The sequence below is a fragment of the Streptomyces sp. NPDC015144 genome, assembly GCF_043079735.1.
Taxonomy (GTDB): Bacteria; Actinomycetota; Actinomycetes; order Streptomycetales; family Streptomycetaceae; genus Streptomyces.
On record NZ_JBIBUU010000001.1, the window covers coordinates 400,081 to 414,249 of the forward strand.

At 73.0% G+C, this 14,169-nt stretch carries 12 protein-coding genes; 4 read left to right on the forward strand and 8 right to left on the reverse strand.

The window, feature by feature from the left end; translation table 11 throughout:
- The first annotated feature begins 98 nt into the window (after positions 1 to 98).
- Positions 99 to 620, forward strand: coding sequence for a nucleoside deaminase (locus ACF08W_RS01710; RefSeq protein WP_352274598.1), 522 nt, complete (start codon positions 99 to 101; stop codon positions 618 to 620).
- 98 nt (positions 621 to 718) lie between these two features.
- Here the strand turns inward: ACF08W_RS01710 and ACF08W_RS01715 are convergent, their stop codons facing one another.
- Positions 719 to 1,123: a DUF5997 family protein gene (locus ACF08W_RS01715; RefSeq protein ID WP_392278038.1), complete on the reverse strand. Its 405-nt coding sequence runs from the start codon at positions 1,121 to 1,123 to the stop codon at positions 719 to 721.
- A gap of 58 nt (positions 1,124 to 1,181) precedes the next feature.
- On the opposite strand from ACF08W_RS01715, the gene ACF08W_RS01720 reads away from it, so the two are divergent.
- Positions 1,182 to 1,970, forward strand: a complete 789-nt coding sequence (locus tag ACF08W_RS01720; RefSeq protein WP_352274596.1) for a LysR family substrate-binding domain-containing protein — start codon at positions 1,182 to 1,184, stop codon at positions 1,968 to 1,970.
- A gap of 51 nt (positions 1,971 to 2,021) precedes the next feature.
- On the opposite strand, the gene ACF08W_RS01725 is transcribed toward ACF08W_RS01720, so the two are convergent.
- Positions 2,022 to 3,353 (reverse strand): geranylgeranyl reductase family protein, encoded by a 1,332-nt coding sequence (locus ACF08W_RS01725; protein WP_392278039.1) that lies wholly within the window; start codon positions 3,351 to 3,353, stop codon positions 2,022 to 2,024.
- Between the two features lie 279 nt (positions 3,354 to 3,632).
- Complete coding sequence (locus tag ACF08W_RS01730; protein ID WP_392278040.1) at positions 3,633 to 4,586, reverse strand: DUF3048 domain-containing protein; 954 nt, start codon at positions 4,584 to 4,586, stop codon at positions 3,633 to 3,635.
- A gap of 541 nt (positions 4,587 to 5,127) precedes the next feature.
- On the opposite strand from ACF08W_RS01730, the gene ACF08W_RS01735 reads away from it, so the two are divergent.
- Positions 5,128 to 6,573, forward strand: a complete 1,446-nt coding sequence (locus ACF08W_RS01735; protein WP_392278041.1) for a helix-turn-helix domain-containing protein — start codon at positions 5,128 to 5,130, stop codon at positions 6,571 to 6,573.
- A 70-nt stretch (positions 6,574 to 6,643) separates the two neighbouring features.
- Here the strand turns inward: ACF08W_RS01735 and ACF08W_RS01740 are convergent, their stop codons facing one another.
- Positions 6,644 to 10,132, reverse strand: a complete 3,489-nt coding sequence (locus ACF08W_RS01740) for a M28 family peptidase (protein WP_392278326.1) — start codon at positions 10,130 to 10,132, stop codon at positions 6,644 to 6,646.
- 238 nt (positions 10,133 to 10,370) lie between these two features.
- Positions 10,371 to 10,916, reverse strand: coding sequence for a hypothetical protein (locus tag ACF08W_RS01745; protein ID WP_392278042.1), 546 nt, complete (start codon positions 10,914 to 10,916; stop codon positions 10,371 to 10,373).
- 334 nt (positions 10,917 to 11,250) lie between these two features.
- On the opposite strand from ACF08W_RS01745, the gene ACF08W_RS01750 reads away from it, so the two are divergent.
- Positions 11,251 to 11,754, forward strand: a complete 504-nt coding sequence (locus ACF08W_RS01750) for a DUF6924 domain-containing protein (RefSeq protein WP_392278043.1) — start codon at positions 11,251 to 11,253, stop codon at positions 11,752 to 11,754.
- Between the two features lie 167 nt (positions 11,755 to 11,921).
- On the opposite strand, the gene ACF08W_RS01755 is transcribed toward ACF08W_RS01750, so the two are convergent.
- The 3 genes from ACF08W_RS01755 to ACF08W_RS01765 all read right to left on the reverse strand — a co-directional run bounded on the left by ACF08W_RS01755 (position 11,922) and on the right by ACF08W_RS01765 (position 14,127).
- A complete protein-coding gene (locus ACF08W_RS01755) occupies positions 11,922 to 12,080 on the reverse strand; it encodes a hypothetical protein (RefSeq protein WP_385209624.1) in 159 nt (52 codons plus the stop codon).
- Between the two features lie 107 nt (positions 12,081 to 12,187).
- On the reverse strand, positions 12,188 to 13,417 hold the full coding sequence (locus ACF08W_RS01760) for a serine/threonine-protein kinase (RefSeq protein ID WP_392278327.1): 1,230 nt from the start codon (positions 13,415 to 13,417) through the stop codon (positions 12,188 to 12,190).
- A gap of 224 nt (positions 13,418 to 13,641) precedes the next feature.
- The gene (locus ACF08W_RS01765) at positions 13,642 to 14,127 is read right to left on the reverse strand and encodes an Lrp/AsnC family transcriptional regulator (RefSeq protein ID WP_352274590.1); all 486 of its coding nucleotides are present in this window, start codon (positions 14,125 to 14,127) and stop codon (positions 13,642 to 13,644) included.
- Positions 14,128 to 14,169 lie beyond the last annotated feature (42 nt).

A 14,169-nucleotide genomic window follows, 5' to 3' on the forward strand; every position in this document is an offset into this window, starting at 1 on the left:
GAGGTGGGGGGCCGCGGCGTGAACGGCCATGGAATCATGAATGGTATACCGAATGTCGCAGGACTGTGAGCCTGGAAGAACAACTACGGAGAGTGGCTATGAGCACGGAGAACGGGACGGGCGCGCAAGGGGTCGCGGAGCCGGTCACGGAGACGGACCGGACCTTCCTCCGCCGCTGCGTCGAGCTCGCCCGCGAGGCGCTCGACGCCGGTGACGAGCCGTTCGGCTCGCTGCTCCTGGACGAGCACGGCACGGTCCGGTTCGAGGACCGCAACCGGGTCAAGGACGGCGACGCCACCCGGCACCCGGAGTTCGAGATCGCCCGCTGGGCGGCCGAGAACCTCTCGCCCGAGGAGCGGCGGGCGAGCGTCGTCTACACCTCGGGCGAGCACTGCCCGATGTGCAGCGCGGCCCACGCCTGGGTCGGCCTGGGCCGCATCGTGTACGCGTCGAGCAGCGGGCAGCTGGTCGCCTGGCGGCAGGGCTGGGGCTTCGACGCGGGACCGGTCGCGGCGCTGCCGGTGAACGTCGTCGCCCCCGGCGTACCGGTCTCGGGCCCCGACCCGGTGCTCGCCGAGGAGGTCCGGGCCCTGCACGCCCGGATGCTGGGCGTGGCCTGAGGGCCGCCGCCGGAGCATCCCCGCCCGGCCCGCCGAAACGCCGTCGCCGCCCCCGGGAGCCGTGAAGGTCCTGGGGGCGGCGACGGAAACGGAAGGGATCAGGACTGGGCGTCCTCGGCCCGGGCCGCTCGGGCCGCGTGCTTCTCCTTGATGCGCACGGCTTCCTTGCGGACCTCGGCCTGGGTGGTGCGCTCCTGGCGGAGCCACTCGGGGGCCTCCTGCTTGAGCGCGTCGATCTGCTCGGTGGTGAGCGCCTCGGTGACCCCGCCGCGGGCGAGGCCCGAGATGGAGACGCCGAGCTTGGCGGCGACGACCGGCCGGGGGTGCGGGCCGTTGCGTCGCAGCTCGCGCAGCCACTCGGGCGGATCGGCCTGGAGCGCGTTGAACTCGGTGCGCGAGACGACACCCTCCTGGAACTCGGCGGGGGTGGCCTCTAGGTACACACCCAGCTTCTTCGCCGCGGTCGCGGGCTTCATCGTCTGGGCGGTCTTGTGCGACGTCATGCGTACCAGGGTATCGAGCATGTGCACCACCCCTGACCAGGGCCGGTAACCTGGCGGAGTGACAAGCTCGGAAGAAACCCCGTCGTTCCGGCTCGCGTACGTTCCCGGGGTGACCCCCGGCAAGTGGGTGGGCATCTGGAACGAGCGGCTGCCGGACGTCCCGCTGACCCTCGTGGCCGTGGAGGCCGCCGAGGCGTCCGACGCACTGCGGGGGCGTGCCGCCGACGCCGGGCTGGTACGGCTGCCGGTCGACCGGACGGTCCTGAGCGCCATCCCGCTCTACACCGAGACGACCGTGGTGATCGTCCCGAAGGACCACGCCGTCGCCTCGGCCGAGGAGATCACGGTGGCCGACCTGGCCGACGAGATCGTGCTGCACCCGCTCGACGACACCCTCGGCTGGGAGCGGCTTCCGGGGCGGCCCGCGATCGAGCGCCCGGCCACCACGGCGGACGCCGTCGAGCTGGTGGCGGCGGGCATCGGGGTGCTCGTCGTCCCGCAGTCGCTCGCCCGCCTCCACCACCGCAAGGACCTCACCTACCGGCCGGTGTCGGACGCCCCCGGGTCGAGCGTGGTGCTGTCCTGGCCGGAGGAGGAGACCACCGACCTGGTGGAGGAGTTCATCGGCATCGTCCGGGGGCGGACCGTCAACTCCACCCGGGGCCGGCCGCGCTCCCGCGTGGAACCGGAGAAGAAGCAGGAGGACGCCCGGCGCAAGCCCGCCCCCGGCCGGGCGGCCGGGAAGCAGGGCGGCGGCTCGTCCGGCGCCCGGAAGCCGCGGACCGGCACCGGCGGGGCCAAGCAGGCCAAGGCCGCCAAGCGGGGCAGGCCCCGCCGCCGGTCCTGACCGGCGGACCCGCCCCACGGTCCGCCCGGCCCCCGTCCGCCGGGCACGGCCTCAGCGCCGCCGGAGCCGCGCCTTCGGCTCCGGTACGAGCCGCACGGCGCCGTTGAGGAGATGGTCGATCAGGTCGTGCGAGGGCTTGTCCGTGAGGTTGGTCAGCAGGCGGGCCATGGTGTTGAGCAGGAACGGCGACCCCATCACGTACCGGTTGAGGACCGGCTGGAAGCCGGAGCGGCTGAAGACGAGGTCGGCGGCCGTGTTGCCGAGGCGGTAGTAGCGTCCCCAGCGGCGGTTCATCTCGACCGGGTAGCCGCGCAGCACCCGCTCGCGGCGGGCGCCCCGGGGCAGCGCGAGGGCCAGCGTGACGGACTCCGCGGCGACCTCGCCCGCCTCCATGGCCTGGGCGATGCCCTCCCCGTTCCAGGGGGAGACCATGCCGCCCGAGTCGCCGACGAGCAGCAGCCCGCGGGTGTAGAGCGGGTGGCGGTTGAAGCCCAGCGGCAGGGCCGCGCTGCGGACCGGCCCCTGCGCGTTCTCCTCGCGCAGTCCCCAGGCCTCCGGCGTACGGGCCAGCCAGCCGTCCAGTACGGCACGCAGGTCCGCCTTGCCGTGCCGCCGGTGCGGCAGCGCGCCGAGGCCGACGTTGACGCGCCCGTCGCCCATCGGGAAGATCCAGCCGTACCCGGGCAGGAAGCGGTCGCTGTTCGGGAACGTGAGATCGGCCCAGAGCTCCAGGTACTCCTCCGTCGAACGCTCGGGGCTGTGGTAGTAGCGGCGGGCGGCCGTCGCGATCTGCCGGGCCGGGTCGCGCTCGACCCCCATGGCGAGGGCGAGCCGGGCCGAGGCGCCGTCGGCGGCGATCACGACCGGTGCGTGGAAGGAAAGCGGCTCCTTCTCCTCGGTGACGGCGGCGACGCCCGTGATCCGGCCGACCCGGTCGGTCAGCGGCTCGGTCACCTTCACGCCGGTGCGCAGCCGGGCCCCGGCGTCGGCCGCGTGCCGGGCCAGGATGTCGTCGAAGTCGTGCCTGCTGCGGGAGAGGCCGAAGTCCGGGTACTGGCCCAGCGCCGGCCAGTCGATGTGCACCTGGTGCTTCCCGGCGATCCAGCGCATGCCGCGGGAGCGCATCCAGCCCGGCGCCTTGATGTCGACGCCCATCCTGATGAGCTGGTGCACCGCGCGCGGGGTCAGGCCGTCCCCGCACACCTTCTCCCGGGGGAACCGGGACTTCTCCAGCAGCAGGACGTCGACACCGGCTCTGGCCAGGTGGAAGGCGGCGGACGAGCCCGCGGGCCCCGCCCCCACCACGATCACCTGGGCCTCCTCGGCCGGGCCGTGCTCGGACGGCGCGTGTGACGTGGACCGCTCTGGCGTCGTGTCCCGCATCGGGGTTCCCTTCCTGGAGCCGGTGCCGTACCGGGGACGGCAGTCGTCCGCACATCATCGATCATGGACGGCCGGTCCGTGGGTGATCCGGGAAACCTCCACCCTCCTGTGCGCGGGCCATGACGCGAAGCGGCCGGAGCGGTGACGGTCCACGTTTCCGTCCGCGCGAGGAGCGCCGCACGGGCACCACGGACGGGTCCCCACCGCAGGCGCGGAACCACCCGGCGCCACGGCTTCCCGGGCCGCGGAACGCCGACGCCCACCGGAACCGGCACCCGGTCACTTCGGCGCGAGGACGAACCAGACCTGCCCCGCCGCGAAGGTCATCCGCTCGCCGTCCGGGGTGGTGAACTCCGTGGTGTCCCCGGCCGAGGGGCGCGACCAGCGCGCCTCGTACTCCTTGCCGTCCCGCAGCACCAGCGCGGACCCGGAACCCACGGTCTCGGTGTACGGGGAGGTGCTGCCCCACTTGTCCCGGTACGCGGACGGGCGCACCGTCACGTACTGCACCACCACATCGGCCGCGCGCAGCCGGGCCCCGTCGGCCGTACGGGCCGGGGTGCCGTCCATCGACACCAGCCAACGGCGCTCCCCGGCGGACCAGGTGAAGGTGAGACTCGCCTCCGGATAGCGGACCGTACGGCCGGTCACGGCCCGGCCGCCGGGCACGGCGGCGGCGAACCGCAGCCCGAGGTCCTCGGCCGCGTTCACTCCCGTGGTGACCCGCGGGGCCTTCCCGGGGCGCAGGTAGAGGTCGTGCGGAGCCGCCCGGCCCTGGGCCCGGTAGAACGCGTCCGGGTCCTGATCGGGGGTCAGCCGGTTCAGCGGCGCCGCCGCGATGACCGGGAGGAGCTTCGACTGCGCGCCGGAGAAGGCGAGCGTCGGCCGGTCGAACTGGCGGAGCAGCTCCAGATCGGTCTCCCGGGCGCTGCGCACCGGGCCCACCTTGGACGGGAGCCGGGAGGAGTAGACCGCCATGATGCGGCTGAGACCGGCCTCGACCTGCTCCACGTAGACGAGGTCCGCCGCGTCCAGTCCGGACTGCGGGCGCGCGGGGGCGACGTTGTCGACCTTCACGGCGAGGACATGACCGCGCCCGCCGGTGGATGCGGGCGGTGCGGTGCTGCTGGACGGGGCGCCCTTGCCGCCCTGGCAGCCGGCCAGGGCGGCAACGAGCAGTGCCAGCGCGACCGGCACCGCGGCGACCGGTCTCCTCGGCCGGATTGCGTGCATGGGGGCCGTCCCTTCCGAGCCGGCCGGCCGGGCGCCCCGGGCCGGACACCGCGCGCCACGACGGCTCGCCGCCCTCATCATCACGCGGAACGGGGCCCCGGACGCTCCACCGGCCACCGCGCGGCGCGCCGCGCGGTGCCGGGATCAGTAGGGCAGGGGACGGCCGGACGGGGTGCGCAGATCGAGCGGCGGCGGCGGTCGGTGCGGGGTCTGTGGTCGTCGGACGATCCTGATGCGGCCCACGGCCATCACCTCCTGACGGTAACCCGTCATATGCCCGGCGGGCGGACCGTTCATGCGGCCACCCGCCGATTGTCCTGGCCACCGGCCGTGATCGGCCGAATCGTCCCACCAGTCATATGAGCGCAGGAATATGACGGAGTGTCCGGTCGGCCGGACCGCCGCCGAACGGCGGGGAAGGGGAAGGCGTCATCTTCCCGGCGCACGGAGGACAGCGTGGCCGCGCGCTCGCTATCCTCCCGGCCATGAGTCATGAGCACGGCAAGGGTGGAGGGTCCGGCGAGGCTCCGCGGAGCGCCGGGTGACCGAGGGCGTCGGCCCCGCGCCGGACGCCCGTACCGCCGAGGCGTGGCGGGTCTTCGGCACCCGGCTGCGCCAGTGGCGCAGACGCGCCGGACTCACCCAGGTGCAGGTGGGGGCCCGCGTCGGATACGACCACACGGCCATCAGCAAGCTGGAGCACGGCACCCGCCGCACCCCGCTGCCGCTGGCCCGCCGGCTGGACGGGCTGATGTCGGCGGACGGGGCGCTCCTCGCCGCCTGCGAGGAGGCGGAGGCGGCCGGGGCGGGCGGCACGGGCGAGGAGGCTCCGGCCGTGCTCCCGCCGCCCGGGCCCGCCTGCCGGGGCCCACTGCCCGGCGAGCCCGCGGGCGCCGGCCTGCTCGCCATGCTGCCGCCGGACACCGTCCTGCCCACCCGCCTGCCCAGCTACGGCCTGATGTGCCCGGTGCACGGGCGGGGCGGCTGCACCGTCCCGGCCCTCGCCGACGTCGTCGCCCTGCACGCCGCCTTCTGCGCCCTCGGCCCGGCCACCGTCGACGCCCCGCCGCTGGACCTCGACACGGTGCACGCCCTGACGGCGCTGCTCGCCGCCTGCCTGCGCGCCGACGAGGAACGCGCCTGGCCCGGGGCGACCGCCGTGGTCGAGCGCACCCTGCACGCGATGCTCCGCTGGATGGCCCTGCCCGCGGCGCCCTACCAGCGCCAACTCGCGCCCCTGGCCGCGGAGTACGCCCAGTCGGCGGGCTGTCTGCGGCTGCTGTGGGGCCGCAACGCCACCGCGATGGCCTGGCTCGACCGCTCCCTGGGCTGGGCCGGACTGGCCGGGCACATCGGGACGGAGGTGGCCGCGCTCGGCGACATGAGCACCCTGGCCCGGCTGGAGGGTGACGGCCCGTCCGCCGTCGCCTACGGGGGAGCGATCCGGCAGGCCGCCGCGGGCCGGTACTGGGCGGGCGCGATGAGCGATCTGTACCTGGCGCGCGGCCACGCCGTCCGGGGCGACGCCCGCCAGACCCTCGCCCACATCGACCGCGCCTGGTCCCAACTGGACCGGGTCGGCGAGCGGGACGAGACGGAGGCGCCCTGGCTCTCCGTCGCCTCCGTCCGGTTGCGCGTGGAGTCCGGTGCCGCCGGGGCGCTGCGGGACCTCGCCGCGGCGACGGGGGACCGCCGGCTGGCGCTGCGCGCGGTCGGGGCGGCCCGCTCCGCGCTGGGGCTGCTCCCGCCCGGGATGCACTCGGCGCGGATGCTCTTCCTCGCCCGGATGGCGGACGCCCACGCCTGCGCCCGCGACCCGCAGGCTGCGATCGACATCGCCGGGCCGGTGCTCGACACCACCGAGGTCAACGCGTCGACCCTGCTCGGCCAGGAACTGCGCGGCCTGCACGTCCGGCTGGCGGCCGGTCACGACGACCGGCCGGAGACCGAGGACTTCATCAGGCGGCTGGCCGCCGTCGTCCGCTGAGAACGCCGGAGGCGGGACGTGTCCGCACACGCCCCGCCCCGGCCGGTGAACCGCCCGGAAAGACCCCGGATCAGCTCGCGTCGAGCGCCACGTCGTCCAGGACGAAGCTCGTCTGGAGGTAGGCGTCCTCCTTGCTGGTGAATCCGAGGGTGACCGTCTGGCCGGCGAGGTCACCGACGTCGAAGGTCTTCTGGACGTAGGAGTTCGTCGCGTCCGCGTTGGAGTACGTCGCGAGCGTCCTGGTGCCCAGCTTCACGGTCAGCGTGTCGTACGCCGTCGGGTCGCCCGCCGACTCGCCGGTGTCGGTGCGCAGGTAGAACGACAGCTTGTACGCCGAGCAGCCCGAGGGGATCGTCACCGACTGCGAGAGCGTGTCGGAGTGCGTCGATCCCCAGCCGCCGAGCCAGGCCTGGTACGCGCCCGTGTGGGCCGGCTTCTCCGACGTCCGGTTGTTGATCACACCGTCCGACTGGGACCACGGGGCGGTGCCGCTCTCGAAGCCGCCGTTGCCGACGACCTGCTTCGGCTGGCAGCTGCCGCCACCGCCCACCACCAGCGAGTACGTGGTGGTGTGGGTGGCCTTGCCGGTCCCGGTCACCGTCAGGGTGTACGTACCGGCCGTGGCCTGGGCCCCGGCGGCGACGGTCATCGTCGAGGAGGAGCCCGACTGCACGGACGCCGGGGCGAAGGAGACGGTGACCCCGCTCGGCGCGCCGGAGGCCGTCAGCTGCACGGACTGTGCCGAGCCCGCGGTCGTGGCGGTGGAGACCGTGGCGGTCACCGAGGCGCCCGGCTGGACGCTGCCCGAGACCGGGCTGACCGAGACGGAGAAGTCGTCGGCGGGCGCGGTGGTGCCGACCGCCGTCTTCCACAGGGTGTACGCCACACCGTCCGCGCTGCGGTCGAGCGCGGTCGCGTTGATGTTGGACGTGGTGTCGCAGGACGAGTGGTAGCAGGGGTCGTAGGAACGGCCCGCGGTCCCGCCCCACTTGGCGGCCTGCGCCGACGTCTTGGTTGCGCTGGCGCCGGTCGCGTATCCGGAGGTGGCGATGCCGACCTGCTGGAACGAGTAGTCGTCGGACCGGCCCCGGCCCTCGACGTCCTCCTCCGGCGCCAGGTTCAGCGAGTCCCAGTACTCCTTCATCGGGGCCGAGGCGGCCGAGTTGACGTTGTTGATGAAGTAACCGGCGTTGGTCGAGGCGACCATGTCGAAGTTGTAGTACGCCTTGACGGCACTGCGCTGGGCGGAGCTCAACTGGCCGACGTAGTAGGCGGATCCCTGCATGCCCTGCTCCTCGCCGGTCCACCAGGCGAAGCGCACGTGCTTGGTCATGGTCGGGTTCTGCTGGGCCAGGACGAGCGCGTTCTCCAGCAGCGTCGCGGAACCGGAGCCGTTGTCGTTGATGCCGGGACCGGCCGAGACCCCGTCCAGGTGGGCACCGAACATGACGGTCTGGTCGGACGGGCCGCCCGGCCAGTCGGCGATCAGGTTGTTGCCGCCGTAGGTGCAGCTGGTGCAGGGCTGCTCGCTGACGGTGTATCCGGCGGCCTGGAGCTTGCCCTTCACATAGGCGACGGACGCCGTGTAGCCGGCGCTCCCGGCGCGGCGGTGGCCGCCGTTCTGGGTCGCGAGGGTGTTCAGCTGCGCGAGGTGGGCCTGGATCTTCGCGACGTCGATGTCGGGCGCGCCGCCGCCCGGGTTGCCGCCCCCGCTGGTGACGGTCAGGGTGTACTGCGCGGTGTGGCTCTGGGTGCCGTCACCCTTCACCGTGAAGGTGTACGGGCCGGGCGCGGCAGCGGAGGACGCCGACACGGTCATCGTCGAGGTGGCACCGGCCTGCACCGAGGCGGGGCTGAAGGTCGCGGTGACGCCGCTCGGCAGACCGCTCGCCGACAGGGTGACCGTCTGCGCGCTCCCGGAGCTGACCGTGGTCCGCACCGTGGACGTCACCGAGGCGCCCGCCTTCACGGTGCCGGACGACGGGTCCAGGGACAGCGTGAAGTCGTTGTTGCCGCTCGGCGTACAGGTCGGGTCGCCGGTCTGGGCGGGGACGCTGATGGCGTCCCAGGCGGCCCTGGCCCGGTCGAAGAAGACACAGCTCGGGTCGAGGTTCTTCGCGGCGGTCAGCGTGGCCGTGCGGTACCGCTTGTACGTCATCCCGCTCGTCTTCAGCAGCATGCCGCCGTAGAAGACCTTGCCGGCGTTCTGGATGCCGATGCCCGTGACGGAGGAGCTGTTGCAGGTCGGGCTGGTCGGCTTGCCCCCGCCGGGGTTCGAGCCCTCGGCCAGCAGGTAGAACCAGTGGTTGAGCGGCCCGGCCGCGGCGTGCTCCTCGGTGTTGGGTATCGAGGAGCTGTAGCAGTTCGGGTCGCCGATCTGGCCCGGGTTGTACATGATCCGGATCGGCCCGTTGCCGACCAGGTTGATCTTCTCGCCGACGGTGTAGTCGGGGTCGTCGTACGGGGCCGGCTCATTGGTGTACGCCTCGGTCAGGGCACCCATGATGTCGCCGGTGGCCTCGCCGAGCCCGGACTCGTTGTTGGCGCCGCCCGGGGTGTACTGGTCGATGCCGTGGCCGAACTCGTGGCCGACGACGTCCATCGCGCCGATCCACTGGTTGGCGTTGTTGTGGCCGATGGAGACCGAGGAACCGTCCCAGTAGGCGTTGACGTCGTTCAGCCCGACCTTCACCGGCCAGCTGCCGCCGTTGCCGTTGTGCCCGTTGCGGCCCAGCCAGTCCTTGAGCATGTTCCACTCGTGCTGCGCCGCCCACATCACGTCGACGCAGCCGGTCTCCTTGCTGGAGGCGTTGCCGGTGCCCCAGGAGTCCGTCGACTTGGTGAAGACCCCGCCGGTGCTGTAGTCGGCGCAGCTCAGGCCGGGCCGGTTCGGGTCGCGCAGCGAGAAGCTGCCGCCCGACGAGGTGGTGTCGATGGCCAGCGGGGACGGGCCGTTCCACTGGCTGTTGCCGGTGCCCGCCTTGACGTCGTCGTAGCTGTCGAGCACCTTGCCGGTGCCCGCGTCGACGAAGACATGGAGCCGGCTGGGCGCCTTCGCGGTGCGCCCGGCCAGGACCGTCTCCCAGGCCAGCCGGGAGTTCTTCCCGGTGGCGCGGACGACGAGCCGGTGGGACTCCACCCGCCGCACGGTGCGCAGCTTCTCGCGGGAGGTCTTCTCGGCCGCCTTGGCGGAGACGGTCGGTGTGGTCGGCACGTTGATCCGCCGGGAGACCGCGGACTGGGTGCCGCGCACCCGGCCCTTCGAGTCGGCCACCACGACGGCGTCCCCGCCGACGACCGGCAGGCCGCGGTAGGTGCGCTGGTACGCGACGGAGTACAGACCCTTGATCCACGGGGTCACCATCTGCCGCTCGTACCGCTCCTCGGGGCCCTTCGCCAGGGTGTCGAGACCACTGGCGGCGGCCCGGTCGGCGGCCGTGACGGCGGCCGTGAGCGCGCTCGGGGCGGGCGCCGGCGGGGACGGTTCGGCGGACGCCGAGGGGGCACCCGTCGCCACCAGCATTGCGGCGAGGACGGCCAGGGTCGTCCCGGCCGTCATCGGTCTGAGATTCATCGAGGCTCCTTGAATCGGTGGGGGCCTCGACCACGGGCAGCCGCGTACCACGGCGCACATGCCCGGCCGTCGCCGACCGCCCGCGCCCCGGTGTCCGTGATCGAGCGACCGAACACTCACACGTGGTCATGGTCGCGTCAATGAACCGCGGTGCTGGTGGCGGGAGTTGGCAAGTTTGGTCAAGCCGCGCTGGTGGGATCGCACAACGGCCTCACGAGGCCGGTCACTCCAGCCCGGAGAGGGTGAACACCCGCAGCGCGTGCCTGCTGTCGACCTGCTCGGACAGGCGGCGCAGCGTCGTCACCCCGCACCGCAGGGTCCCGCGCTCCGCACTGCCCCGGGCGTCCGTGTCCACCCGGTGCCACAACGCCGGATTGGCCAGGAACACCTCCGGATCGACCTCGACCCGCGCGCCCCCGGCGTCCCGGAACACCACCCGCCGGGCGACACCCTCCGGCAGGCACACCGCGACGAGCCGGTCGGTGCGCACGGTCCGCTCGCACAGCAACCCCCGGCAGGACAGCCACCCGGCACCCGCCCGGACCCGGGGCGGTACCAGCACCGCGCACAACAGGGCCGCCAGCCCGGTCCACAACAGCGCGCGCGGCCCGGTGAGGCGCCCGGCCGCCCCGTCGACCCCCAGCAGCAGTACGAGCAGGACCACCGAGCAGTGCACCGCGAACCGCAGCTCGGCGGCCCAGCCGAGGTCATGGGCGAGCGTGCCGGAACGCACCGGACGCGGCCCGGTGCGGGGGAGGTGATGTCGCATGACGGCGACGCTAGGCGGGACAGCCGCGCCCCCGGCCGCCGTTGACGGACCGCTGACGTCGCGGCGCACGGTCCTGACGGTTGTTTGACGCCGGGCGGGGCGCGGAGGTCCGCTCACGAGGCAACGGCCCACCCGGTTCGGCCATCGTGGCCGGGTCGCATCGCATCCGGACCTAGGTGTCGACGTCGCCGTACTCGACTTCACGTAGCAGCATGTGTGGTGCTCCCTCGCTTCTGGGTCCAGGTGTCATTGTGACGGTGACTGACCTTGGCCGACGTCTCTTCTGGGCCACTCGGGGGGCTGGTTGTCAGTGCGGCGTGGAAGAGTTCTGGGCATGACGATGCCGGAGGGCCTTGAGCGAGTGCTGCCTGAGACCGGACGCGACTTGTTCGACGTTCTCATCATCAGGACCGACTTTAGCGACGACGAGTCGTGGAGCGCGGTGGTGGAGGGGTTGCGCCGGCCGTGGGGGCCGGGTGCTGAGTTTCCCGCAAGCGTGCAGCTGGTTGATGCGCCCGCTTGGTCAGGGGCGACGGCTGACGAGGTTCTTGCCGCCGTGGTGGCTGAGGACCTGAGCGTTGTCTTCCTCGCCGACCGCGAAACGATGCAGTCGCCGACACGTGCGTTGCTGGCTCTGTCGACCGTCTGGGAGGACAGCAGCGGGCTTGACCCCCTCTACTACCAGGAGCTCATCGAGTCGCCGGAGCCCAGGGATTTCCGAGCCGTGCCCGCCGCGGTGCACGGCGTCCAGGTGGACCTGGCGCTCGGCAACGTGGACTTCGCGGAGTGCGCCGGGACTGCTTCCGAAGAGCCCGATCAGGTCCTGCGGCCCATCTGACCGGAATGGCGGGCGGTCGCTGCTTCGCTCGCCCTCGGCCCAACTCGACCGGAGCGGCCCGAGATCCGGGCTCTGGCCTGGCCGAACATCATCCGCGAGCGGGCAGGGTCCGCGCCATGGCCCGCAGGGACCATACGATCCTCGTTTGTCCGCACGCCAACCGATGATCACGCGGTGGCCGCCCCTGTTCCCGACCAGGCCCGTGACGAGGCCGCGAGATCAGGGCGAATAGCAGGAGCCCCGTCGCCCTCGACATTGGCCACCATCCTGCGCAGCACCTTGAGCGCGGCCGCGTACTGCTCGTCGCTGATGCCCTGGTGCACCACGGCGCGTACCTGTCGTCGTTTCCGGGACCGCCGCAGCCTCGTGTGCCGCCATGCCACGACCCGATGCGGCGGTTCCCGCTCGCCCACGCAGCCAGCGGGTAGATCAACTAGTCGTCCTGATCGCCCTGGTCGCCGTCCTCCGAACCCTGCGCGGGCGGCAGCGGGGCGGTGGACGCGTCCTGCTGCCGCATGTCACCCGTCGCGGACGGGGCCGGGTCAGGGGTGCCGGAGTCGTCGGAGTCCGGGGAGAACAGGGTCATCCCCACGTACACGGCCGCGATGAAGGCGACCGTGCCGGCGATGGCGCTCGCCACCCGGGGGCGGCGCCGGATCGCTTCCCGGGCGCTGGTGCCGGTGATCCGGGTGGGCGCGGACCGGTCCGGCTGACGGCGTCGGTGTCCGCTCGACTGCGGCAGCCGGTACGTCGCCTGGCCCGCGCCCTGCTCGGCCGCGCCGGGCTGCGGGGCCGCGCCGTACGGAGGAACGCCGGACGGTGCGTGCGGGAGCCCCGGCATCGCCGGGGCGGGCCCGGCGGCCGGGTGCGGGGCGGGGGCGTACATCGGCAGCGGCTCCGGCTGCCCCCGCCACGCGTCGCTCTGGAACCACTCGGCGACGTCCTGGGCGCTCGGCCGGTCCTCGGGCTGCTTGGCGAGCAGCCCGAGGAGGTAGGAGTCGAAGGCCGGGGGCAGGTCCACACCCCGCTGCCGCAGCGGCACGGGCGGGGTGTCGACATGTTGATAGAGCGTCGCGGTCGCCGTGTCGGAGCGGAACGGCGGCTCGCCCAGCAGGAGTTGGTAGATGACACAGCCGAGGGAGTACATGTCGGACGCCGAACCGGCCGTGCGCCCGAGAGCCCGCTCCGGGGCGAGATAGAGGCTGGTGCCGACGATCTGCCCCGTGGTGGTCAGTGCCGCGGACGGGTCGTCGACGAACTGGGCGATCCCGAAGTCGCCGATCTTGACCGCGCCCTCGGCGTCCAGCATCAGGTTCCCAGGCTTGATGTCGCGGTGCACGATGCCCTGGCGGTGGGCGGCGGCGAGCCCCGCGGCCGCCTGCCCGGCGATCCGGGCGACCCACTCCGCGCCGAGCCGCTCCTCCGCCGCGAGGACGGCACCCAGGCTCCGGCCCTCGATGAGCTCCATCACCAGGTAGAAGCGGTCCTCCCAGGCGCCGAAGTCGAACACCGCCACCAGGTGGGGGTGGCTCAGCCGGGCCGCGGTCTGCGCCTCCAGCCGGAACCGGGCGGTCGCCGACTCGTCCGCGTGGTCGCCCAGCAGCAGCTTCACCGCGACGGCCCTGCCGAGCACTTCGTCGGCGGCACGCCACACCTCGCCCATGCCGCCGCGGCCGATGGGGGATATCAACCGGTACCGACCTGCTACCAGCACCTGTACACCATTTCTCGGATCGTGGGCCGCTTCTGCATCTGATGCCACGGCGGCGACCCGATCGCAACCGGGAGGGTGGGGGGCGCGCGGCAAGATCAGGATATCGGTCCGCCGAGCTCCGAAGACCGCCGAGCGGCATCGCCGTCCGGCATGCCCGGCATGCCCGACCCTGATCACCTCCGCTCGGCCGCCGCCGTCCGGCCCACCGATTCGACCAGCGGCAGCAGCCGGTGCGCGACCCGTTCGCGCAACGCCACCTCCGTACGCGTCCGCACCACCCCGGGCAGCTGGATCAACCGCTGGATCACATCCTCCAGATGCCCGTTGTCACGGGCCACCACCCGGGCCAGCAAATCCCCGCCGCCCGTCGTCGAGAACGCCTCCACGATCTCCGGCACCTCGGCGAGCGCCTCGCCGACCTCGTCCAGATGCCCCTGGGTCACCTCGAGATGGACGAAGGCCAGCACCGGATGGCCCAGCGCCGCCGGGGACAGCACCGGACCCGTGCCGGTGATCACACCGTCCCGCTCCAGCCGGTCGATCCGCGCCTGGAGGGTGCCCCGGGCGACGGAGAGGATGCGCGCGTACTCGCGGACGCTGGTACGCGGCTGCTCGATCAACAACCGGAGGATACGGGTGTCGAGATCGTCCACCGCCATGGTCCGCTGGCCTCTTCCTGGTCCGGCAATTCGGGCTGTGAC

Excerpts from the sequence above, each read along its gene's own strand:
- ACF08W_RS01710 (WP_352274598.1), top strand. The coding sequence starts at position 99 with ATGAGCACGGAGAACGGGACGGGCGCGCAAGGGGTCGCGGAGCCGGTC.
- ACF08W_RS01715 (WP_392278038.1), bottom strand. The coding sequence starts at position 1,123 with ATGACGTCGCACAAGACCGCCCAGACGATGAAGCCCGCGACCGCGGCG.
- ACF08W_RS01725 (WP_392278039.1), bottom strand. The coding sequence starts at position 3,353 with ATGCGGGACACGACGCCAGAGCGGTCCACGTCACACGCGCCGTCCGAG.
- ACF08W_RS01730 (WP_392278040.1), bottom strand. The coding sequence starts at position 4,586 with ATGCACGCAATCCGGCCGAGGAGACCGGTCGCCGCGGTGCCGGTCGCG.
- ACF08W_RS01740 (WP_392278326.1), bottom strand. The coding sequence starts at position 10,132 with ATGACGGCCGGGACGACCCTGGCCGTCCTCGCCGCAATGCTGGTGGCG.
- ACF08W_RS01745 (WP_392278042.1), bottom strand. The coding sequence starts at position 10,916 with ATGCGACATCACCTCCCCCGCACCGGGCCGCGTCCGGTGCGTTCCGGC.
- ACF08W_RS01750 (WP_392278043.1), top strand. The coding sequence starts at position 11,251 with ATGACGATGCCGGAGGGCCTTGAGCGAGTGCTGCCTGAGACCGGACGC.
- ACF08W_RS01760 (WP_392278327.1), bottom strand. The coding sequence starts at position 13,417 with ATGGGCGAGGTGTGGCGTGCCGCCGACGAAGTGCTCGGCAGGGCCGTC.
- ACF08W_RS01765 (WP_352274590.1), bottom strand. The coding sequence starts at position 14,127 with ATGGCGGTGGACGATCTCGACACCCGTATCCTCCGGTTGTTGATCGAG.